Origin of the sequence: Streptomyces sp. R-07, assembly GCF_049913175.1 — a bacterium.
Taxonomy (GTDB): Bacteria; Actinomycetota; Actinomycetes; order Streptomycetales; family Streptomycetaceae; genus Streptomyces.
The window spans coordinates 1,308,770-1,331,306 of sequence record NZ_CP183978.1 but is presented as its reverse complement, the minus strand read 5'-3'; the positions used below and the strand labels follow the sequence as shown (position 1 = coordinate 1,331,306).

General features: G+C 72.0%; 20 protein-coding genes. 17 read left to right on the top strand and 3 right to left on the bottom strand.

All coding sequences use genetic code 11. The annotated features are described in order from the left end of the window. Positions 1-46: 46 nt before the first annotated feature. Both ACN9M0_RS05890 and ACN9M0_RS05885 read right to left on the bottom strand, forming a co-directional pair. On the bottom strand, positions 47-1,276 hold the full coding sequence (locus ACN9M0_RS05890; RefSeq protein ID WP_399697587.1) for a DUF349 domain-containing protein: 1,230 nt from the start codon (positions 1,274-1,276) through the stop codon (positions 47-49). Positions 1,277-1,524: 248 nt separating this feature from the next. Next, a complete protein-coding gene (locus ACN9M0_RS05885) occupies positions 1,525-2,319 on the bottom strand; it encodes a peptidylprolyl isomerase (RefSeq protein WP_366041790.1) in 795 nt (264 codons plus the stop codon). A 163-nt stretch (positions 2,320-2,482) separates the two neighbouring features. Here ACN9M0_RS05885 and ACN9M0_RS05880 point away from each other — a divergent pair, with 163 nt between their 5' ends. The 5 genes from ACN9M0_RS05880 (at position 2,483) to rpsD (ending at position 7,588) form a co-directional block, all read left to right on the top strand. Then, positions 2,483-3,190, top strand: coding sequence for an MBL fold metallo-hydrolase (locus ACN9M0_RS05880; protein WP_030316256.1), 708 nt, complete (start codon positions 2,483-2,485; stop codon positions 3,188-3,190). Positions 3,191-3,198: 8 nt separating this feature from the next. Next, positions 3,199-4,461 carry a histidine--tRNA ligase gene (gene hisS / locus ACN9M0_RS05875; protein WP_366041791.1) on the top strand — a complete coding sequence of 421 codons (1,263 nt, stop codon included), beginning with the start codon at positions 3,199-3,201 and terminating at the stop codon, positions 4,459-4,461. 134 nt (positions 4,462-4,595) lie between these two features. Next, a complete protein-coding gene (locus tag ACN9M0_RS05870; protein WP_366041792.1) occupies positions 4,596-5,222 on the top strand; it encodes a vitamin K epoxide reductase family protein in 627 nt (208 codons plus the stop codon). 43 nt (positions 5,223-5,265) lie between these two features. Further along, positions 5,266-6,618, top strand: coding sequence for a replication-associated recombination protein A (locus ACN9M0_RS05865; RefSeq protein ID WP_366041808.1), 1,353 nt, complete (start codon positions 5,266-5,268; stop codon positions 6,616-6,618). 355 nt (positions 6,619-6,973) lie between these two features. After that, on the top strand, positions 6,974-7,588 hold the full coding sequence (gene rpsD / locus ACN9M0_RS05860) for a 30S ribosomal protein S4 (RefSeq protein WP_015032311.1): 615 nt from the start codon (positions 6,974-6,976) through the stop codon (positions 7,586-7,588). Between the two features lie 58 nt (positions 7,589-7,646). Here rpsD and ACN9M0_RS05855 read toward each other — a convergent pair whose 3' ends face one another. Beyond that, a complete protein-coding gene (locus ACN9M0_RS05855; protein ID WP_426403238.1) occupies positions 7,647-9,899 on the bottom strand; it encodes an ATP-binding protein in 2,253 nt (750 codons plus the stop codon). A gap of 158 nt (positions 9,900-10,057) precedes the next feature. On the opposite strand from ACN9M0_RS05855, the gene ACN9M0_RS05850 reads away from it, so the two are divergent. The 12 genes from ACN9M0_RS05850 (at position 10,058) to ACN9M0_RS05795 (ending at position 22,523) form a co-directional block, all read left to right on the top strand. After that, complete coding sequence (locus tag ACN9M0_RS05850; protein ID WP_366041794.1) at positions 10,058-10,495, top strand: DUF948 domain-containing protein; 438 nt, start codon at positions 10,058-10,060, stop codon at positions 10,493-10,495. 6 nt (positions 10,496-10,501) lie between these two features. Further along, positions 10,502-10,855, top strand: coding sequence for a DUF6167 family protein (locus ACN9M0_RS05845; RefSeq protein WP_366041795.1), 354 nt, complete (start codon positions 10,502-10,504; stop codon positions 10,853-10,855). Then, positions 10,855-13,524: an alanine--tRNA ligase gene (gene alaS, locus ACN9M0_RS05840; protein ID WP_366041796.1), complete on the top strand. Its 2,670-nt coding sequence runs from the start codon at positions 10,855-10,857 to the stop codon at positions 13,522-13,524. Before ACN9M0_RS05845 ends, alaS begins: the two co-directional genes overlap by 1 nt. 2 nt (positions 13,525-13,526) lie before the next feature. Then, complete coding sequence (ruvX, locus tag ACN9M0_RS05835) at positions 13,527-13,991, top strand: Holliday junction resolvase RuvX (protein ID WP_030693079.1); 465 nt, start codon at positions 13,527-13,529, stop codon at positions 13,989-13,991. 102 nt (positions 13,992-14,093) lie between these two features. Then, positions 14,094-15,866 carry an endolytic transglycosylase MltG gene (gene mltG / locus ACN9M0_RS05830; protein WP_426403237.1) on the top strand — a complete coding sequence of 591 codons (1,773 nt, stop codon included), beginning with the start codon at positions 14,094-14,096 and terminating at the stop codon, positions 15,864-15,866. Next, entirely contained in the window at positions 15,847-16,689 is an 843-nt protein-coding gene (locus ACN9M0_RS05825) for a shikimate dehydrogenase (protein WP_399697578.1), read from the top strand. The genes mltG and ACN9M0_RS05825 overlap by 20 nt, the downstream gene beginning before the upstream one ends. 144 nt (positions 16,690-16,833) lie before the next feature. Then, the gene (gene aroC, locus ACN9M0_RS05820; protein ID WP_366041799.1) at positions 16,834-18,018 is read left to right on the top strand and encodes a chorismate synthase; all 1,185 of its coding nucleotides are present in this window, start codon (positions 16,834-16,836) and stop codon (positions 18,016-18,018) included. Further along, the gene (locus ACN9M0_RS05815; protein WP_366041800.1) at positions 18,015-18,533 is read left to right on the top strand and encodes a shikimate kinase; all 519 of its coding nucleotides are present in this window, start codon (positions 18,015-18,017) and stop codon (positions 18,531-18,533) included. The genes aroC and ACN9M0_RS05815 overlap by 4 nt, the downstream gene beginning before the upstream one ends. Then, entirely contained in the window at positions 18,530-19,627 is a 1,098-nt protein-coding gene (gene aroB, locus ACN9M0_RS05810) for a 3-dehydroquinate synthase (RefSeq protein WP_366041801.1), read from the top strand. Before ACN9M0_RS05815 ends, aroB begins: the two co-directional genes overlap by 4 nt. Further along, positions 19,624-20,070, top strand: a complete 447-nt coding sequence (aroQ, locus tag ACN9M0_RS05805) for a type II 3-dehydroquinate dehydratase (RefSeq protein ID WP_366041803.1) — start codon at positions 19,624-19,626, stop codon at positions 20,068-20,070. Before aroB ends, aroQ begins: the two co-directional genes overlap by 4 nt. 397 nt (positions 20,071-20,467) lie before the next feature. Next, complete coding sequence (locus ACN9M0_RS05800; RefSeq protein ID WP_366041804.1) at positions 20,468-21,340, top strand: AAA family ATPase; 873 nt, start codon at positions 20,468-20,470, stop codon at positions 21,338-21,340. A 70-nt stretch (positions 21,341-21,410) separates the two neighbouring features. Next, entirely contained in the window at positions 21,411-22,523 is a 1,113-nt protein-coding gene (locus tag ACN9M0_RS05795; RefSeq protein WP_366041805.1) for an aminopeptidase P family protein, read from the top strand. The last annotated feature ends 14 nt before the right edge of the window (positions 22,524-22,537 follow it).

Sequence of the window (22,537 nt, the reverse complement as noted above, 5' to 3'; positions counted from 1 at the left end):
CCGGCACGGAGCCGGGGGCCTTCCTCGTACAGCCGGGTTCAGGGCATCAGCCGCCGAACTCCTCCAGGCCCTTCAGCGCCTGGTCGAGCAGGGCCTGACGGCCCTCCAGCTCACGGGCGAGCTTGTCGGCCTTGGAGTCGTTGCCGGCGGCACGGGCCGCGTCGATCTGCTTGCGCAGCTTCTCGACGGCGTCCTGGAGCTGACCGGTCAGACCCGCGGCACGCGCGCGTGCCTCCGGGTTCGTCCGGCGCCACTCGGCCTCCTCGGACTCCTGGATCGCCCGCTCCACCGCGTGCATCCGGCCCTCGACCTTGGGACGGGCGTCACGCGGGACGTGGCCGATGGCCTCCCAGCGCTCGTTGAGGGAACGGAAGGCCGCACGCGCCGCCTTCAGGTCCGTCACCGGCACCAGCTTCTCGGCCTCGGTCGCGAGCTCCTCCTTCAGCTTGAGGTTCTCGGTCTGCTCCGCGTCCCGCTCGGCGAAGACCTCGCCGCGCGCCGCGAAGAAGACGTCCTGGGCGCCGCGGAAGCGGTTCCACAGGTCGTCCTCGTGCTCGCGCTGGGCGCGGCCGGCCGCCTTCCAGTCCGCCATCAGCTCGCGGTAGCGGGCCGCCGTGTTGCCCCAGTCGGTGGAGTTCGACAGCGACTCCGCCTCGGCGACCAGACGCTCCTTCGCCTTGCGGGCGTCCTCGCGCTGGGCGTCGAGCGACGCGAAGTGCGCCTTGCGGCGCTTCGAGAACGCCGAGCGGGCGTGCGAGAAGCGGTGCCACAGCTCGTCGTCGGACTTGCGGTCGAGCCGGGGGAGGCCCTTCCAGGTGTCCACGAGCGCCCGCAGCCGCTCGCCCGCGGAGCGCCACTGCTCGCTCTGGGCCAGCTCCTCGGCCTCCGTGACGAGCTTCTCCTTGGCGGTGCGCGCCTCGTCGGTCTGCTTGGCCTTCTGGGCCTTGCGCTCCTCGCGGCGCGAGTCGACCGTCTCGACGAGCTTGTCGAGACGGGTCGCGAGCGCGGCCAGGTCGCCGACGGCGTGGTGCTCGTCGACCTGCTGGCGGATGTGCTCGATCGCCGCGGTGGCGTCCTTCGCCGAGAGGTCGGTGGTCCTCACCCGCTTCTCGAGGAGGCCGATCTCGACCACCAAGCCCTCGTACTTGCGCTCGAAGTAGGCCAGGGCCTCCTCAGGGGTGCCGGCCTGCCACGATCCGACGACCTGCTCGCCCTCGGCCGTCCGCACGTACACGGTGCCCGTCTCGTCGACGCGGCCCCACGGGTCGCTGCTCACAGCGCCTCCTCACCATGATGCCGTCGCGGGGTCGTACCCCCCGGGCATCGTCCACAGTTTCCCGGCGGGCCTCGCCCGCCATCCGCAGCGCGGCCGACGGCCCACGCTGCACAACGCCAATCTAGGCGAACCGCGCCCCGGCTGTCCGCACTCAGCGCGACCGAGATTCCGCGGTCACGCACGCGTGCCGACGAACGGTCACGCGCGCGTGCGGACGAACGGTCACGCGCGCGTGCGGACGAGCGGGCTCACTTCTTCGTGACGGTCGCCTTCTCGATGGTGACGGGCTTCTTCGGGGCGCCGTCCGTGGCGCCGCCCTCGACACCCGCCTTCGCCACGTCCTGGACCGCCTTGAGGCCGGCCGCGTCGATCTTCCCGAAGGGGGTGTAGGTCGGCGGCAGCTTGGTGTCCTTGTAGACGAGGAAGAACTGCGAGCCGCCGGTGCCCGGCTGCCCGGTGTTCGCCATGGCGACGGTGCCGGCCGGGAAGGTCACCGTGCCGTCCGCGCCCGCCTTGCCGAGGGCGGCCAGGTTCTCGTCGGGGATCGTGTAGCCGGGGCCGCCGGTGCCGTCGCCCTTGGGGTCGCCGCACTGGAGCACGTAGATGCCCTGGGTCGTGAGGCGGTGGCACTTGGTCCCGTCGAAGTACTTCTTGCCCGCGAGGTGCGCGAAGGAGTTCACCGTGCGCGGGGTCTTCGCCGCGTCCATGGTGATCGTGATGGCGCCCTCGTTGGTCTTCAGGGCCATGGCGTACGTGGCCTTCGTGTCCACGGTCAGCTTCGGCTCCGGGCTCGCCGACTCGCTCTCCGAGGGCGCCGGTGTGGTGGGCGTGTCGCTCGCCGCGTTGTCCGAGCCCTTCGAGGAGTCGTCCGTCAGGGCCACGGAGGCGTACACGGCGCCGCCCGCGGCCAGTACCACCGCGAGGGCGGCCGCGATGACGGTGTTGCGGCGCCTCGCCTTGCGCCGGTTCTCCTCCCGCCGCTGCTGCTGCCGCGCGTACTTCTCCCTGGCAAGCTGCCGCCGCCGCTGATCGCTGGTGACCACCGGGTCCGCTCCTGTCGCTCGTCTGTTCCTGTCCTGGCCGGATGTGCCCGTACCGTATACGGGTTGGCTGTGGAACCGGCACCGCCGGTAGGCTCTGATCTGCCGCATTCCGTGTTTTCCGCGAATTCCGCGCCTCCGTGCCGGACGACAACTAAGGACGAACGTGCTGATTGCCGGGTTCCCCGCCGGGGCCTGGGGGACCAACTGCTATCTGGTCGCCCCCGCCGCAGGCGAGGAGTGCGTCATCATCGACCCGGGCCACCAGGCCGCCCAGGGTGTCGAGGAGACGCTGAAGAAGCATCGGCTCAAGCCCGTCGCCGTCGTCCTCACCCATGGACACATCGACCACGTCGCCTCCGTCGTCCCGGTGTGCGGCGCCCATGACGTCCCCGCGTGGATCCACCCGTCCGACCGCTACATGATGAGCGACCCGGAGAAGGCCCTCGGCCGCTCCATCGGGATGCCCCTCATGGGCGAGCTGACCGTGGGAGAGCCCGACGACGTGCGCGAGCTCACCGACGGTGCCGAGCTGAAGCTCGCCGGACTGGACTTCTCCGTCGCCCACGCGCCCGGTCATACCAAGGGGTCGGTGACCTTCCGGATGCCCGAGACCACGGAGATCCCCTCCGTGTTCTTCTCCGGGGATCTGCTGTTCGCCGGCTCCATCGGACGCACCGACCTTCCCGGCGGTGACATGGACGAGATGCTCGCGTCGCTGGCCCGCGTGTGCCTGCCGCTCGACAACTCGACCGTGGTGCTGTCGGGACACGGTCCCCAGACGACCATCGGCCAGGAGCGCGCCACGAACCCCTATCTGCGGGACGTGGCCGCCGGCCTCGGGAGCACGGACGCTCCCCGACGAGGAATGTGACGATTCACGTGAGCACCTTCAAGGCCCCCAAGGGCACGTACGACCTGCTGCCGCCCCGCTCCGCGACCTTCCTCGCCGTGCGCGAGGCGATCGCCACGCCGCTGCGGAACTCCGGCTACGGCTACGTGGAGACCCCCGGTTTCGAGGACGTGAAGCTGTTCTCCCGCGGTGTCGGTGAGTCCACCGACATCGTGAGCAAGGAGATGTACACCCTCACGACCAAGGGCAACGACGAGCTGGCGCTGCGGCCGGAGGGCACCGCGTCCGTGCTGCGCGCGGCGCTCCAGGGCAACCTGCACAAGCTCGGCAACCTGCCCGTCAAGCTCTGGTACTCCGGCTCGTACTACCGCTACGAGCGGGCCCAGGCGGGTCGCTACCGCCACTTCTCGCAGGTCGGCGCCGAGGCGATCGGCGCCGAGGACCCGGCGCTCGACGCCGAGCTGATCATCCTGGCCGACCAGGCGTACCGCTCGCTGGGCCTGCGGAACTTCCGCATCCTGCTGAACTCGCTCGGCGACAAGGAGTGCCGCCCCGTCTACCGGGAGGCCCTGCAGACCTTCCTGCGCGGGCTCGACCTCGACGAGGAGACCCTCCGCCGCGCCGAGATCAACCCGCTGCGCGTCCTCGACGACAAGCGCGAGGCCGTGCAGAAGCAGCTGACCGACGCGCCGCTCCTGCGTGACTACCTGTGCGACGCGTGCAAGGCGTACCACGAGGAGGTGCGCGCCCTGATCACCGCGGCGGGCGTCGTCTTCGAGGACGACCCCAAGCTGGTCCGCGGCCTCGACTACTACACCCGCACCACCTTCGAGTTCGTCCACGGCGGTCTCGGCTCGCAGTCGGCGGTCGGCGGCGGCGGCCGCTACGACGGCCTCTCCGAGATGATCGGCGGCCCCGCGCTGCCGTCGGTGGGCTGGGCGCTCGGCGTCGACCGCACGGTCCTCGCCCTGGAGGCCGAGGGCGTCGAGCTCGACATCCCCGCCGCCACCAGCGTCTTCGCCGTCGCCATCGGCGAGGAGGCCCGCCGCCTCCTCTTCGGCAAGATCACCGAGCTCCGCAGGGCCGGCGTCGCCGCCGACTTCTCCTTCGGGGGCAAGGGCCTCAAGGGCGCCATGAAGGACGCCAACCGCTCCGGTGCCCGCCTCGCCGTCGTCGCCGGTGAGCGCGACCTCGCCGAGGGCGTCGTACAGCTCAAGGACATGGAGTCCGGCGAGCAGCAGGCTGTCGCCCTGGACGCTCTCGTGGACGCGGTACGGGCCAAGCTGGCCTGATCGGACGTGAGGACGGGCCCGGACCACACACCGTGGTCCGGGCCCGTCCTTATCTCCGGCGAACGGCCGGACCACAGGTCGGTGTTGCAGAATGACCGTGCCCACAAGGCCGGTCGAGCGAGGGAAAAGGTGACATGGCGAAGGCAGCGGTGGACGAGGTCGGGTCCGGCCGGGACGGCGGCGGCACGATCGGGGCGAGCCGGGCCTTCTCCTGGCTCCTGGTGATCACCGGAGCTGCCGGCCTGCTCGCCGCCTGGGTCATCACCATCGACAAGTTCAAGCTCCTCGAGGACCCCGACTTCACCCCGGGCTGCAGCCTCAACCCGATCGTCTCCTGCGGCAACATCATGAAGAGCGAGCAGGCCTCGGCCTTCGGCTTCCCGAACCCGATGCTCGGCCTCGTCACCTACGCGATGGTGATCGCCATCGGCGTGGGCCTGCTCGCCGGCGCCCGCTACCGCCGCTGGTACTGGCTCGGACTCAACGCCGGAACCCTCTTCGGCGTCGGCTTCTGCACCTGGCTGATGTACGAGTCGCTGTACGAGATCAACTCGCTCTGCCTGTGGTGCTGCCTGGCCTGGGTCGCGACCATCGTCATGTTCTGGTACGTGACCTCGCACAACGTGCGCCGCGGCGTGATCCCCGCGCCCGGCGGCCTGAAGACCTTCTTCGACGAGTTCACCTGGATCCTGCCGGTGCTGCACATCGGGATCATCGGGATGCTGATCCTGACCCGCTGGTGGGACTTCTGGACGAGCTGAGCCGTGACGGCTCTGTCAGTGCTCTGACTTAGGCTTCATGACTGTGGAGCCCGACCTCTTTACCGCAGCCGCCGAAGACCGCCAGGAGAAGGACCCGGCCAGCAGCCCGCTGGCCGTCCGGATGCGCCCGCGCACCCTCGACGAGGTGGTGGGCCAGCAGCACCTGCTCAAGCCCGGATCACCGCTGCGCCGACTCGTGGGGGACGGCGACGGCGGGCCCGCAGGCGCCTCATCGGTGATCCTCTGGGGCCCGCCGGGAATCGGAAAGACCACCCTGGCGTACGTGGTCTCCAAGGCCACGAACAAGCGCTTCGTGGAGCTGTCCGCGATCACCGCCGGCGTCAAGGAGGTCCGGGCCGTCATCGACGGCGCCCGGCGCGCGGTGGGCGGCTACGGCAAGGAGACCGTCCTCTTCCTCGACGAGATCCACCGCTTCTCCAAGGCCCAGCAGGACTCGCTCCTGCCGGCCGTGGAGAACCGCTGGGTGACGCTGATCGCCGCCACCACCGAGAACCCCTACTTCTCCGTGATCTCCCCGCTCCTCTCCCGCTCCCTGCTCCTCACCCTGGAACCGCTGACCGACGAGGACCTGAAGGGCCTGATGGCCCGGGCGCTCACCGGCGAGCGGGGACTCGGCGGGGCCGTGACCCTGCCGGAGGACGCCGAGGCGCACCTCCTGCGGGTCGCCGGCGGCGACGCCCGGCGGGCCCTGACCGCCCTGGAGGCCGCGGCGGGCGCGGCGATGGCCAAGGGCGAGCCGGAGATCACGCTCCAGACCGTCGAGGAGACCGTCGACCGCGCGGCCGTGAAGTACGACCGGGACGGCGACCAGCACTACGACGTGGCCAGCGCGCTCATCAAGTCGATCCGCGGCTCGGACGTGGACGCGGCCCTGCACTATCTGGCGCGGATGATCGAGGCGGGGGAGGACCCGCGCTTCATCGCCCGCCGGCTGATGATCTCCGCGAGCGAGGACATCGGCCTCGCCGACCCGAACGCGCTGCCGATCGCCGTGGCCGCGGCCCAGGCCGTCGCCATGATCGGCTTCCCGGAGGCGGCCCTCACCCTGAGCCATGCCACCATCGCCCTGGCGCTGGCCCCCAAGTCGAACGCGGCGACGACCGCGATCGGCGCCGCCCTCGCCGACGTACGCAACGGCCTCGCGGGCTCCGTCCCGCCGCACCTGCGGGACGGCCACTACAAGGGCGCGGCCAAACTCGGCCACGCCCAGGGGTACGTGTACCCCCATGACGTACCGGGCGGCATCGCGGCCCAGCAGTACGCCCCGGACACGATCCACGGTCGCCAGTACTACGAGCCCACGCGCTACGGCGCGGAGGCGAGATACGCGGACGTGGTGGAGCGGGTGAGGGCCCGGCTGAAGGGCGACGACTAGCGGCACCGACCTGGTGTGAAGGCGTCCCGCGGACCCGGTACACTGGTCCGGATTGCTGCGTCCCGTGTCCGGCTCCGGTCGGAACCACCAGAACGGGACAGTCAGCGGGAGACCCGGCCCTCGGGCGGGGTTTCCAGGAGCGTCGCGCACCTTCGAAGGTGTCGCGGGCCACCCATCACCACCCGGTTCCCGGGAGCGGCGGTGGGTCGTTCGCGTGCTGCACGTATGTGCCCAGACCTGGGAGCGGCTGCCCACCAGGTCCGTCCCGTACGGACCAGGAGGGTTTCCCGGCTGCGGATGCGACCTCCCCTAACCCTGGTGAAGCCGTTTTCGTATCAATGAGAGAGGTTGGTTCATGCCGAACCAGTCCCGTCCCAAGGTCAAGAAGTCGCGTGCCCTCGGCATTGCGCTGACCCCGAAGGCCGTCAAGTACTTCGAGGCCCGCCCCTACCCGCCGGGCGAGCACGGCCGTGGCCGCAAGCAGAACTCGGACTACAAGGTCCGTCTGCTCGAGAAGCAGCGTCTGCGCGCCCAGTACGACATCAGCGAGCGTCAGATGGCGCGTGCCTACGACCGCGCCAAGAAGGCCGAGGGCAAGACGGGCGAGGCGCTGGTCGTCGAGCTCGAGCGTCGCCTCGACGCCCTGGTCCTGCGTTCGGGCATCGCCCGCACCATCTACCAGGCCCGCCAGATGGTCGTGCACGGTCACATCCAGGTCAACGGTGGCAAGGTCGACAAGCCGTCGTTCCGTGTCCGTCCCGACGACGTCGTGATGGTCCGCGAGCGCAGCCGCACCAAGCCGCTGTTCGAGATGGCCCGTGAGGGTGGCTTCGCCGCCGACGGCGAGACCCCGCGCTACCTGCAGGTCAACCTGAAGGCCCTGGCCTTCCGCCTCGACCGCGACCCGAACCGCAAGGAAATCCCGGTCATCTGCGACGAGCAGCTGGTCGTCGAGTACTACGCCCGCTGATTTCAGCAATGGGAGCACCCCCAGCGTCAGCGCTGGGGGAGTAGTACCCACGCGGTGCTCAGCCCGCCGCTTCCCCGCCCTTTCCGGTGGGGGAGCCGGCGGGCTTCCGCGTTCCCGGGACCGCCGCCGACCTGGCCGTACGGAAGGGACGCGGGGCCTTCGCGTCCGCCGTGCCGCAGACGGCCGGATCCCGGCGCCCGGCGAGCGCGCGCTCCACGGCCGCGTCGAGCGAGAGACGCCGGCCCTCCTGGACCGCGGAGCCGAACGCCTCCGCGCCCATGGCCTCCGCCGCCCGCTGCTCGCACAGGGCCCTCGGCCCGTCGAACGCCTCCGAGCCGAAGAGCCGGACGCCGACCGTGTCCCACACCGGCACAGCGGCCCCCTGGAGGACCGCCGCCTCCGCCGGATCCCCCTCGCTCACCGTCACCAGGGCGAGCAGTTCGATCGCCAGGACGAGACCGACCAGGTCACGGAAGGTGTGGTTGATCGAGACGCACTCGGTGAGCAGCTCCCGCGCCTCCCCGTACGCCTCCCGGGTCCACGCCGAGAAGGCCAGGACGTAGAGGGCGTAGGCCCGGGTCCACAGCTCCCCGCGCTCCTCGCAGACCTCCCGGACCTCCCGGCAGATCGCGACCGCTCCCTCCAGGTCCCCCCGGAAGGCGAGCGCCATCGCCACCTCGACCTGCCCCATCAGGACGTTGCTGTTCAGCTCGCCGAGCTCCCGGTAGGAGTCCAGCGCCTGCCCGATCAGCGACTCGGCCCGCGGCAGATCGTCCGAGAGCAGCGCGAGACAGCCCATCCGGTGCGTCGCGTACGCCTCCGCCAGCGCGTTCCCCGAGGACCTGGCCCGCTCCCCGCACTCGTGGAGCGCCGCCACCGCCCCCGTACCGTCGCCCTGCAGGACCGCCACGTATCCGAGCACCCACAGCGCCTTGAGCCGGGCCTCCTCGTGGCCGGACTCCAGCGTGAGCGCCCGTTCCAGCCAGTGCCGGCCCTCCGACAGGCGCCCGCAGCCCACCCAGGCGAACCAGAGCGTGCCCGCCAGGTGCTGGGCGAGGTGGGCGTCCTCCGGGAGTTCGAGACACAGGTCGAGCGCCGCCCGGAGATTGGGCAGCGCCGCCTCCGTACGGGCCGCCACCTCCGCCTGGCGCGGGCTGAACCACTCCAGCTCGCACCAGGTGGCCAGACCCATGTACCAGTCCCGGTGCCGCCGCCGCATCCGCTCCGTGTCGCCGAGCGCCTCCAGCCACTCCGCCCCGTACGCGGCGACCGTGTCCAGGAGCCGGTAGGCGGGGCCCGCCGGGGTGTCCTCCCGCGACACCAGCGACTGCGCGAGCAGGCCCCCGAGGTGGTCGAGGATCCGCTCCGGCGGCAGCTCCCGGCTCCCGCACACGTACTCGACCGCCTCCAGGTCGAAGGGGCCGACGAACACCGAGAGCCGCGCCCAGAGCAGCCGCTCCTCCGGGGTGCACAGCTCGTGGCTCCAGCCGATCGCCGTGCGCAGCGTCTGATGGCGGGGGAGCACCCCGCGCTCGCCGTCCGTCAGGAGGCGGAAGCGGTCGTGGAGACGGTGCAGCATCTGCTCGACCGAGAGGAGCGGGAGACGACCGGCCGCCAGTTCGAGGGCGAGCGGGATCCCGTCGAGCCGCCGGCACAGCTCCCGCACGGCCCCCGGGCCGGTGCCCGCGGCTGTCCGCACCCCGGCACCCGCGAAGCGCGGGGCCGCGGGGAGGCCGTCGGCCGTCGGCGCGCCCGAGGCCGCGGGGGCGTCCACGGCCACCGGCGCGCCCGCCTCCGCCGCACGCTCGGCGAGGAGCGCCACCGCGTCCGCCTCGTCCATGGGGGCCAGCGCGAACACGGCCTCGCCCGCCACCCGCAGGGGCCGCCGGCCGACCGCGAGCACGGTGAGCCCCGGCGCGTGGGCGAGGAGCTCCCGCACCAGCGGCGCACAGCTCTCCACCAGGTGCTCGAAACCGTCGATCACCAGCAGCGTCCGCCGCTCCGCGAGGTGCTCGACCAGCACCTCGCGCGGGGCCCTCGGCGTGTGGTCGGTCAGCCCGAGCGCCTCGACCAGCGCGTACGCGACCAGGGCGGGGTCGCGCAGGGGCGCCAGCTCGGCCAGCCGGACCCCGTCGCCGTAGCGTTTCTGCGCCCCCGCGGCAGCGCGCAGCGCGAGCCGCGTCTTGCCGACCCCGCCCACGCCCACGACCGTGACCAGGCGGGATGTGTCGAGGAGCGCCGTCAGTGCGGCCTGTTCGGCGGCCCGTCCGACGAACCGGTTCAGCTCCGCCGGGAGATTGCTCCGTCGCATGGGACACGGAGCGTACTCACCCGCGCGCGCTCCGTACAATCGGGTTACCGCAACTCCCGTCCCACGGGCGGTAATGCGGTACGGCAGGACAGCCCGGGCGCGATAGGGTCGGGAGACGACTTTTCACAGGGCCCAACGACAGCAGAGAGCGGTGCACAGTGACCGGTGGAGAGGTTGCCGGGATCCTGGTGGCCGTGTTCTGGGCGATCCTCGTCTCCTTCCTCGCCGTGGTGCTGGTGAGGCTGGCGCAGACGCTCAGGGCGACCACCAAGCTGGTGGCGGACGTGACCGAGCAGGCCGTTCCCCTGCTGGCCGACGCCTCCGCGACCGTGCGCTCGGCGCAGACCCAGCTCGACCGGGTCGACGCCATCGCCTCGGACGTCCAGGAGGTCACCTCCAACGCCTCCGCGCTGTCCACCACCGTCGCCTCCACCTTCGGCGGCCCGCTCGTCAAGGTGGCCGCCTTCGGCTACGGCGTCCGCAGGGCGCTCGGCCGGGGCCGTGAGGCGGAGGACGCGCCGCGGACCGACGTCCGCCGTACTGTGATCGTCGGCCGTACCGTGCCGTCCTCGCGACGCCGGAAGCAGAAGGGCTGAGCCGCGATGTTCCGCCGCACGTTCTGGTTCACGGCCGGCGCAGCCGCCGGCGTGTGGGCCACCACCAAGGTCAACCGGAAGCTGAAGCAGCTGACCCCCGAGAGCCTCGCGGCCCAGGCGGCGAACAAGGCGATCGAGACCGGCCACCGGCTCAAGGACTTCGCCCTCGACGTGAGGGCGGGCATGGTCCAGCGGGAGTCCGAGCTGGGCGAGGCGCTCGGCCTGGAAGCCCCCGTGGACCAGGTCCGGGAGCTGCCGGAACCGCGCCGGAGGGCCGCGCTCGGCCCGACCGCGCACCCGACCACATATTCGTTTTCCAAGATGCCTACGAGTTCGTACAACCGGAATGAGGACCACTGATGGAGTCGGCTGAAATCCGCCGCCGCTGGCTGAGCTTCTTCGAGGAGCGCGGGCACACCGTCGTCCCTTCGGCGTCGCTCATCGCGGACGACCCGACTCTGCTGCTCGTCCCCGCCGGCATGGTGCCGTTCAAGCCCTACTTCCTGGGCGAGGTCAAGCCGCCCTTCTCGCGCGCCTCCAGCGTGCAGAAGTGCGTGCGCACGCCGGACATCGAGGAGGTCGGCAAGACCACCCGCCACGGCACGTTCTTCCAGATGTGCGGCAACTTCTCCTTCGGCGACTACTTCAAGGAAGGCGCCATCAAGCTCGCCTGGGAGCTGCTGACCACCCCGGTGGAGCACGGCGGCTACGGGCTCGAGCCGGAGAAGCTCTGGATCACCGTCTACCAGGAGGACGACGAGGCCGAGCAGATCTGGCGTGACGTCGTCGGCGTCCCGGCCGAGCGCATCCAGCGCCTCGGCAAGAAGGACAACTACTGGTCGATGGGCGTCCCCGGCCCCTGCGGCCCGTGCTCCGAGATCAACTACGACCGCGGCCCCGAGTTCGGCGTCGAGGGCGGCCCGGCCGTCAACGACGAGCGGTACGTGGAGATCTGGAACCTGGTCTTCATGCAGTACGAGCGCGGTGAGGGCTCCGGCAAGGACGACTTCCCGATCCTCGGCGAGCTGCCGTCGAAGAACATCGACACGGGCCTCGGCCTGGAGCGCCTGGCGATGATCCTCCAGGGCGTCCAGAACATGTACGAGACGGACACCCTCCAGGTCGTCATCGACAAGGCCACCGAGCTCACCGGCGTCGCCTACGGCAAGGCCCACGACAGCGACGTCTCGCTGCGCGTGGTCGCCGACCACATGCGCACCTCCGTGATGCTCATCGGCGACGGCGTCACCCCCGGCAACGAGGGCCGCGGCTACGTGCTGCGCCGCATCATGCGCCGCGCCGTCCGCAACATGCGCCTGCTCGGCGCCACCGGACCGGTCGTCCAGGACCTCGTCGACACCGTGATCAACACGATGGGCGAGCAGTACCCGGAGCTGGTCACCGACCGCAAGCGGATCGAGACGGTCGCCCTCGCCGAAGAGGCCGCCTTCCTGAAGGCCCTCAAGGGCGGCACCAACATCCTCGACACCGCCGTCACCGAGACCAAGGCCGCCGGCGGCACGATCCTCGCCGGCGAGAAGGCCTTCCTGCTCCACGACACCTGGGGCTTCCCGATCGACCTCACCCTGGAGATGGCCGCCGAACAGGGCCTCTCCGTGGACGAGGACGGCTTCCGCCGCCTGATGAAGGAGCAGCGGGACCGCGCCAAGGCCGACGCCAAGGCCAAGAAGACCGGCCACGCCGACATGACCGCGTACCGGGAGATCGCCGACGGCAACGGCGCCACCCAGTTCACCGGCTACACCAACACCGAGGGCGAGACCACGGTCGTCGGTCTCCTCGTCAACGGCGTCTCCTCGCCCGCCGCCTCCGAGGGCGACGAGGTCGAGGTCGTCCTCGACCGGACCCCGTTCTACGCCGAGGGCGGCGGCCAGATCGCCGACCAGGGCCGGATCAAGCTGCACAGCGGCGCGGTCATCGAGGTCCGCGACGTCCAGCAGCCGGTCCCCGGCGTCTCCGTGCACAAGGGTTCCGTGCAGGTCGGCGAGGTGACCGTCGGCGCCACCGCCTACGCCGCCATCGACGTCAAGCGCCGCCGGGCCATCGCCCGCGCCCACTCCGCCACGCACCTGACGCACCAGGCGCTGCGTGACGCCCTCGGCCCGACGGCCGCCCAGGCCGGTTCCGAGAACCAGCCCGGCCGCTTCCGCTTCGACTTCGGCTCGCCGAACGCCGTCCCCGGCGCCGTCCTCACCGACGTCGAGCAGAAGATCAACGAGGTCCTCTCGCGCGAGCTGGAGGTCCACGCCGAGGTCATGCCGATCAACGAGGCCAAGCGCCAGGGCGCCATCGCCGAGTTCGGCGAGAAGTACGGCGAGCAGGTCCGCGTCGTCACCATCGGCGACTTCTCCAAGGAGCTGTGCGGCGGTACGCACGTCGGCAACACCGCCCAGCTGGGCCTGGTGAAGCTGCTCGGCGAGTCCTCCATCGGCTCCGGCGTGCGCCGTATCGAGGCCCTCGTCGGCGTCGACGCGTACAACTTCCTCGCCCGCGAGCACACGGTCGTCGCCCAGCTCCAGGAGCTGGTCAAGGGCCGTCCCGAGGAGCTGCCGGAGAAGATCTCCACCATGCTCGGCAAGCTGAAGGACGCCGAGAAGGAGATCGAGAAGTTCCGCGCGGAGAAGGTCCTCCAGGCCGCCGCCGGTCTCGTCGACTCCGCCCAGGACATCCGGGGCCTCGCCCTCGTCACGGGCCGGGTGCAGGACGGCACCGGCGCCGACGACCTGCGCAAGCTGGTCCTCGACGTGCGGGGCCGCATCCCGGCCTCCCGTCCGGCCGTCGTCGCCCTGTTCACCACGGTCAACGGCAAGCCGCTCACGGTCATCGCCACCAACGAGGCCGCCCGTGAGCGCGGTCTCAAGGCCGGCGAGCTGGTCCGCACGGCCGCCAAGACCCTCGGTGGCGGTGGCGGCGGCAAGCCGGACGTCGCCCAGGGCGGCGGCCAGAACCCGGAGGCCGTCGGCGAGGCCATCGCCGCCGTCGAGCGTCTCGTGGTGGAGACGGCGTGACGATGCGCCGCGGCCGCCGTCTCGCGGTCGACGTCGGGGACGCCCGGATCGGGGTCGCCTCGTGCGACCCCGACGGGGTCCTCGCCACGCCGGTGGAGACCGTGCCGGGACGTGACGTCCCGGCCGCCCACCGGCGGCTCCGCCAGATCGTCGAGGAGTACGAGCCGATCGAGGTCGTCGTGGGTCTGCCCCGCTCGCTCAGCGGGCGGGAGGGCCCCGCGGCCACCAAGGTCCGGGCCTTCGCCCGGGAGATGGCCAAGGGCATCGCCCCGGTGCCGGTCCGGCTGGTCGACGAGCGGATGACGACGGTCACCGCGACCCAGGGCCTGCGGGCCTCGGGCGTGAAGGCGAAGAAGGGGCGGTCCGTCATCGACCAGGCCGCCGCTGTGATCATCCTTCAGAACGCTCTTGAGTCCGAACGGGTATCAGGTAATCCGCCCGGCGAGGGCGTCGAAGTGGTCATCTGATCGCGATACGGTAACGTTCCGCGCGATGCGGCGGTGTTCGAACAGCTGCCGCACTACGTAGAGGCGGATCGTCCGGAAGCCTCGCGGCTGTTTTGGGGATCGATGACTGAGTATGGCCGGGGCTCTGGCTCCGAACCGTGGCACCCCGGGGACCCGCTCTACGGGGACCAGGGGTGGGAGGGCCAGCAGCAGTACCCGCACCCGCAGCAGGCGAGCCAGTACGGCCACGGCGGCCAGGGCTACGTGGATCCGTACGGCCAGGGCGGTCACGCCGAGCAGGGCTACGGGGTCGACCCGTACCAGCAGCAGGCGCAGCAGTACCAGGAGCAGGCGCAGCAGTACCAGCAGCCCCAGCAGCAGTACGTCGATCCTCAGTACCAGCAGCCTCAGCAGCCTCAGCAGCAGCAGTACCAGCAGCCGCAGCAGTACGGGACGGGGTATCCGGGCGGTTACGACACGCCCGGGCAACCCGGACAGCAGTACGACGGCAACTGGGAGAGCGGCCAGGCGGCGATGGCGTACAGCGCGCCCCCGGCCGACCCCTACGGCGGCCAGAACCCGGACCTCTACGGGACGCCCGAGGCCTATCCGCCGCCCCAGCCCCCCGGCCGCCGGCAGAACCCGCCGGAGCCGGTCGTCGACTGGGCGCCGGAGGAAGAGGCACGCCCGGAGCCGGAGGAGGAGAAGCACCCCTTCTTCACCGGCGGCGACGACGAGGACGACTACGACGAGGAGCCGGGCCGCGGCCGAGGCTCCCGCGACGGCGACCGCGAACGCCGGAGCAAAGCGAAGAAACGCAAAGGCAAGAACGGCGTGGCCTGCCTGGTCGTCGCGCTCGTCCTGGTGGGCGGCGTCGGCGGCATCGGCTACTTCGGCTACCAGTTCTGGCAGGGCGAGTTCGGCGCGGCGCCCGACTACGCGGGCAGCGGCAGCGGCGAAATCCAGGTCGAGATCCCGAAGGAAGCCGGCGGCTACGAGATCGGCAACATCCTCAAGAAGGCAGGCGTCGTCAAGAGCGTCGACGCCTTCGTCTCGGCGCAGCAGAAGAACCCCAGGGGTCTCTCGATCCAGGCGGGCGCCTACACGCTGAAGAAGGGGATGTCGGCGGAGAGCGCGGTCACGCTGATGCTCAACCCGGCGAGCCAGGCCAACCTGATCATCCCCGAGGGCAAGCGGAACGCCTGGGTGTACGAGAAGCTCGACGAGCGCCTCGACCTCAAGCCCGGCACCACCAAGGACATCGCACTCGCGAAGGCGGATTCCCTCGGGCTGCCCGACTGGGCCAAGAACCACGAGGACACCAAGGACCCGCTGGAAGGCTTCCTCTTCCCGGCGAGCTACCCCGTCGCCAAGGGCAGCAAGCCCGAGGACGCGCTGCGCAAGATGGTGAGCCGCGCGAATCAGGAGTACACCAAGCTGGACCTGGACGCGAAGGCGAAGGGGCTCGGCGTCGACGGGCCGTGGGAGCTCATCACGGTCGCGAGCCTGGTCCAGGCGGAGGGCAAGACCCACGAGGACTTCCGCAAGATGGCGGAGGTCGTCTACAACCGCCTGAAGCCGGGGAACCTGGAGACCGTCCAGCTCCTGCAGTTCGACTCGACCCTCAACTACCTGAAGGGTCAGAGCGAGATCAAGATCTCCGAGCAAGAGGCGCACAGCAACACCGACCCGTACAACACGTACAAGCACAAGGGACTGCCGCCGGGACCGATCGGCAACCCGGGCAACGAGGCACTGGCCGCCATGCTCAACCCCACGAACGACGGCTGGCTCTACTTCGTCGCCACCGACGGCATGAACAAGACCGAGTTCGCGAAGACCCTGGCCGAGCACAACAGGTTGAAGGACAAGTTCAATGCCAACACGGGCCAGTGAGGTGCGCCGCCGCGCGGCCGTCCTCGGTTCGCCGATCGCCCACTCGCTCTCGCCGGTCCTGCACCGGGCCGCGTACGCCGAGCTCGGGCTCGACGACTGGTCGTACGAGCGCTTCGACGTCGACGAGGCGGCGCTGCCCGGGTTCGTCGGCGAGCTGGACGGGAGCTGGGCCGGGCTGTCGCTGACCATGCCGCTCAAGCGGGCGATCATCCCGCTGCTCGACGAGATCAGCGACACGGCCGCCTCCGTCGAGGCCGTCAACACCGTCGTCCTCCGCGAGGACGGGCGGCGCGTCGGCGACAACACCGACATCCCCGGCATGATCGCCGCCCTGCACGAGCGGGGCGTCGAGAAGGTGGACTCGGCGGCCGTCCTCGGCGCCGGCGCCACCGCCTCCTCCGCCGTCGCCGCCCTCGCCCGGATCTGCGCGGGCCCCGTCACCGCGTACGTACGGAGCGAGGCGCGGGCCGAGGAGATGCGCGGCTGGGGCGAGCGGCTCGGCGTGGACGTCCGTACCGCCGACTGGGAGCGGGCGGCGGAGGCCTTCGGCGCGCCGCTGGTCATCGCGACGACCCCGGCGGGCACCACGAACGCCCTGGCGACCGCCGTCCCCGACACGGCCGGCACCCTCTTCGACGTCCTGTACGACCCCTGGCCGACCCCGCTCGCCGCCGCCTGGTCCGAGCACGGCGGCAAGGTCGTCGGCGGCCTCGACCTCCTCGTCCACCAGGCCGTCCTCCAGGTCGAACAGATGACGGGCGTCCCGAAGGCCCCGCTCGCGGCCATGCGCGCGGCGGGGGAGCAGGCGCTCGCGGCCCGGTAGGGCCCGATCGGATCGCACCGCGTCCGACAGCTGGACCGGAGGGCGGGTTCACCCACCGGACGTGGGAGGATCAGGGGTGGCGGGCCAGGGCCGCGCACCCGGCCGCGTCGTCGCAGTGCCCAGGCGCGAGCATGAGGAGCATCGTTGAGCAGGTTGCGTTGGCTGACCGCTGGGGAATCCCACGGACCCGCGCTGGTCGCGACGCTGGAGGGTCTTCCCGCCGGCGTCCCGGTCACCACTGAGCTGGTGGCGGACCACCTCGCGCGGCGACGCCTCGGCTATGGGCGTGGCGCCCGCATGAAGTTCGAGCAGGACGAGATCACCTTCCTCGGCGGTGTCCGGCACGGACTCTCCCTCGGCTCCCCGATCGCCGTCATGGTCGGCAACACCGAGTGGCCCAAGTGGGAGAAGGTCATGTCGGCCGACCCGGTCGACCCCTCGGAGCTCAAGGAGACGGGCCGCAACGCGCCCCTGACCCGCCCCCGGCCCGGCCACGCCGACCTCGCCGGCATGCAGAAGTACGGCTTCGACGAGGCCCGGCCGATCCTGGAGCGCGCCAGCGCCCGCGAGACCGCCGCCCGGGTCGCCCTCGGCGCCGTCGCCCGCTCCTTCATCAAGGAGGCCGCGGGCATCGAGATCGTCTCGCACGTCGTCGAGCTGGCCGCCGCCAAGGCCCCGTACGGCGTCTACCCGACCCCCGCCGACGTCGAGAAGCTCGACGCCGACCCGGTGCGCTGCCTCGACGCCGACGCGTCGAAGGCGATGGTCGCGGAGATCGACCAGGCCCACAAGGACGGCGACACCCTCGGCGGCGTCGTCGAGGTCCTCGCCTACGGCGTGCCCGTCGGCCTCGGCTCGCACGTCCACTGGGACCGGCGCCTCGACGCCCGGCTCGCCGCCGCCCTCATGGGCATCCAGGCCATCAAGGGCGTCGAGGTCGGCGACGGCTTCGACCTCGCCCGCGTGCCCGGCTCGAAGGCCCACGACGAGATCGTGCGCACCGAGGACGGCATCAAGCGCACCTCCGGCCGCTCCGGCGGCACCGAGGGCGGCCTGACCACCGGCGAGCTGCTGCGCGTCCGCGCCGCGATGAAGCCGATCGCGACCGTCCCGCGCGCCCTCGCCACGATCGACGTCGCCACCGGTGAGGCCGCGGCCGCCCACCACCAGCGCTCCGACGTGTGCGCCGTCCCCGCCGCCGGCATCGTCGCCGAGGCCATGGTCGCGCTCGTCCTCGCGGACGCGGTCGTCGAGAAGTTCGGCGGCGACAGCGTCCCCGAGACCCGCCGCAACGTCCGCTCGTACCTCGACAACCTGTCCATCCGGTGACCGCCGGACCCCAGGTCGTCCTCGTCGGGCCCATGGGCTCCGGCAAGTCCACGGTGGGCGTGCTCCTGGCCGAACGGCTGGGCGCGCCCTACCGGGACACCGACGCCGACATCGTCGCCGCCGAAGGACGCGAGATCTCCGACATCTTCGTCGAGGACGGCGAGGAGCACTTCCGCGCCCTGGAGCGGGCCGCGGTCGCCACGGCCGTCGCCGAGCACGAGGGCGTCCTCGCCCTCGGCGGCGGCGCGATCCTGGACGCCGGGACCCGCGCCCTGCTCGCCGGGCTGCCCGTCGCGTACCTCTCGATGGACGTCGAGGAGGCGGTCCGCCGCGTCGGCCTGAACACCGCGCGGCCGCTGCTCGCCGTCAACCCGCGCCGCCAGTGGCGCGAGCTGATGGAGGCGCGCCGCCATCTGTACACCGAAGTCGCACGGGTCGTCGTCGCCACGGACGACCGCACCCCCGAAGAGGTCGCCCAGGCGGTCCTCGACGCACTGGAGTTGAAGGACGTATGACGGACCAGGACCAGGTGACCCGTATCCAGGTCGGCGGTTCCGCGGGCACCGATCCGTACGAGGTACTGGTCGGGCGGCAGCTCCTCGGCGAGCTCCCCGGCCTGATCGGCCCCCAGGCCAAGCGGGTCGCCGTGATCCACCCGGAGGCGCTCGCCGACACCGGCGAGGCGCTCCGCGCCGACCTCGCCGACCAGGGCTACGAGGCGGTCGCCATCCAGGTGCCCAACGCCGAGGAGGCGAAGACCGTCGAGGTCGCCGCCTACTGCTGGAAGGCGCTGGGCCAGACCGGCTTCACCCGCAGCGACGTCGTCGTCGGCGTCGGCGGCGGCGCCACCACCGACCTGGCCGGCTTCGTCGCCGCGACCTGGCTGCGGGGCGTCCGCTGGATCGCCGTGCCGACCACCGTCCTGGCCATGGTCGACGCGGCCGTCGGCGGCAAGACGGGCATCAACACCGCCGAGGGCAAGAACCTCGTCGGCGCCTTCCACCCGCCCGCCGGCGTCCTGTGCGACCTGGCGGCGCTGGACTCGCTGCCGGTGCACGACTACGTCAGCGGGCTCGCGGAGATCATCAAGGCCGGCTTCATCGTCGACCCGGTGATCCTCGACCTCATCGAGGAGGACCCGCAGGCCGCCCGTACCCCGGCCGGTCCGCACACCGCCGAGCTGCTCGTCCGCTCGATCAAGGTCAAGGCCGAGGTCGTCTCCGGCGACCTCAAGGAGTCCGGCCGCCGGGAGATCCTCAACTACGGCCACACCCTCGCCCACGCCATCGAGAAGAACGAGCGGTACAAGTGGCGCCACGGCGCCGCCGTCTCCGTCGGCATGGTCTTCGCCGCCGAGCTCGGCCGCCTCGCCGGGCGGCTCGACGACGCCACCGCCGACCGGCACCGGGCGATCCTGGAGTCCGTCGGCCTGCCGCTCACCTACCGCGGCGACCAGTGGCCGAAGCTCCTGGAGACCATGCGGGTCGACAAGAAGTCCCGCGGCGACCTGCTGCGCTTCATCGTGCTCGACGGGATCGGCAAGCCGACCGTCCTGGAGGGCCCCGACCCGGCCGTCCTGATCGCGGCGTACGGCGAGGTGTCCGCGTGAGCGAGACGCGTCCGGTTCTGGTGCTGAACGGCCCCAACCTGGGCCGTCTCGGCTCCCGCGAGCCCGACATCTACGGCGCCACGTCGTACAAGGGGCTCGTCGAGTCCTGCCGGAACCTCGGCGCGGAGCTCGGCTTCGACGTCGAGGTGCGGGAGACCAACGACGAGGGCGAGATGATCCGCTGGCTCCACGAGGCCGCGGACCGCTCGATCCCCGTGGTGATCAACCCCGGCGCCTTCACGCACTACTCGTACGGGATGCGGGACGCCGCCGCCCAGCGGACCGCCCCGCTGATCGAGGTGCACATCTCGAACCCGTACACCCGCGAGGAGTTCCGGCACACCTCGGTCGTCGCGGCGGTGGCGACCGGGACGGTCGCCGGGTTCGGGATCGGTTCCTACCGGCTGGCGCTGCGTGCGCTCGCCGAGGAACTCGCCGACTGACAGAGCCTGAAAGAGTCTGACAGAGCCTGACAGGGCACCAGGGGGCGTCCCCGGCCGTTCCCCCTGTGGGGGCCGGGGGCGGTAACGTTCCGCCGTCCACGGACACACCGGTCCGTGGATCCGACAGGCGTACGAGACGGAGTGGCACCGGATGCAGCACGCAGTGGGGGGTCCGCTGCCACCGCCCGAACGGCCGGGCCGGCCGACCGGTCCCGGAGCGGGACCCGCGCCCGCTTCCGGAGCGGGCCCTGTGCCCGGTCCCGGTGCGGGAAGCGTGCCCGGGCCCGGCCCCGGTCCCGGAGCGGGGAGCGGGGACGTCGGCGGGCAGCCGCCTGTTCCTCCGCCGGTCCCGCCCGGCGCTCCCTACCCCGCGCCGCCGTCCGGCCCCCGGCTCGGTGTGCACCCGACGGTCCAGGCCGGGGCTCAGCGGCCCCCGCACGCCCCGCCGGGCTGGGGCACCCCGGGAGGCGCACCGCAGCACCCGGCGGCTCCCCAGCACCCCGCGGCACCCCACCCGGCCGGCCCGCCGCACCCGGGGTCCGCGCAGCACCCGTCCACGGGGCCGCACGCCGCAGCCCCGCAGCATCCCTCCGGGCCGCACGCCGCAGCACCCCTGCACCCCGCCTCCGCCCCGCCGCGCGCCGACCTGACCGGGCACGTTCCGCTGCCGCCCGTCAGCGCGCCGCTCGTGGAGCACGGCGCCGGGACCGGCGCGGCGACCCTCGCCGTCCTGCTCATCGGCCCCGCGGGCGCGGGCAAGACGACCGTCGCCCGGCACTGGGCGCAGCGCCGCCGCGTGCCCACCGCGCACATCAGCCTCGACGACGTCCGCGAGTGGGTCTGCTCCGGCTTCGCCGACCCGCAGTCCGGCTGGAACGAGCACTCCGAGGCGCAGTACCGGCTCGCCCGCCGCACCTGCGGCTTCGCCGCGCGCAACTTCCTCGCCAACGGCATCTCCTGCATCGTCGACGACGCCGTCTTCCCCGACCGGCCCGTCGTCGGCCTCGGCGGCTGGAAGAGACACGTCGGTCCCGGCCTGCTGCCCGTCGTCCTGCTGCCCGGCCTGGAGATCGTCCTGGAGCGCAACGCCGAGCGCAGCGGCAACCGGCGCCTCTCGGACGAGGAGGTCGCCGCCATCCACGGCCGGATGGCCGGCTGGTACGGCTCGGGCCTGCCGATCATCGACAACTCCACGTACGACGTCGAGACCACCGCGCGCGTCCTCGACGACGTCCTCGCCCGCGCGATCGCGAGCCCGCCCACCTGGTGACCGCGGCCGGGCCTGCCCGGACGGCCGTCCTGAACAGGCCGCCGCGGCGCGCGGCTCGTACGCTCGGAGCATGTCAGAGGTGTATGCGGACCGCCGTGTACGGCTGCGCGACCGAAGCGCCGCCGCGGGCAGCCCGGCGGCCCTGGTCTCCCGCCCCGCCAACGTCCGCTATCTCGCGGGTGGTTCGCCGCCCGGCGCCGTCCTGCTCGTCGGACCGGAGCCGGAGACGGACGTCCTGCTCTGCCCCGTCGCGCCCGGTGGCGAGCCGGCCGACGGGCGGCTCGACGAGCTGCTCCGGCAGCAGGTCCTGCCCACCGGAGGCGGTGATCCGGCGGTCGCCGCCGTCGATCTGGCCCGCCGGGCCGGCGCCGACGCGCTCGCGGTCGAGGAGCACCACCTCACGGTGGCCCGGCACCGGGAGATGGGGTCCGTCGCCCCCGGACTGCACCTCGCGGACCTGGCCTGCGCCGTGGAGCAGCTGAGGATCGTCAAGGACGAGGACGAGATCGCCTGCCTGAGGATCGCCGCGGAGATCGCCGACCAGGCCCTCGGTGAGCTCCTGGAGTCGATCCTCGTGGGGCGGACCGAGCGCCACCTCGCCCTGGAGCTGGAGCGGCGGCTCGTCGACCACGGCGCCGACGGGGCCGCCTTCCCCACCTCGGTGGGCACCGGGCCGCACTCCGGGCGCCGGGGGCACCGGCCCACCGACCGCCGGGTCGAGGAGGGCGATTTCCTCTCCGTCTGCCTCGGCGCCGACTACCGCGGCTACCGCTGCGAGATCGGCCGCACCTTCGTCATCGGCACCACCCCCGCCGACTGGCAGATCGAGCTGTACGAGCTCGTCTTCGCCGCTCAGCGGGCCGGACGCGAGTCCCTCGCACCCGGCGCCGGGTACCGGGACGTGGACCGGGCGGCCCGCCAGATCCTGGACGCCGCCGGGCACGCGGAGGCAGCCGTGCCCCTCACCGGGCACGGGGTGGGGCTCGAAATCGACGAGGACCCGCAGCTCTCACCCTCGGCCATGGGTAAACTGGACGCTTGCGTGCCGGTCACCGTCGAACCGGGGGTCCACCTCCCGGGCCGGGGCGGCGTCCGGATCGATGACACGCTCGTCGTGCGCCAGGAGGCGGACGGCGGACCCGAGCTACTCACCATCACGACCAAGGAGCTGCTCGCGCTGTAAGGCGCGTACGCCTC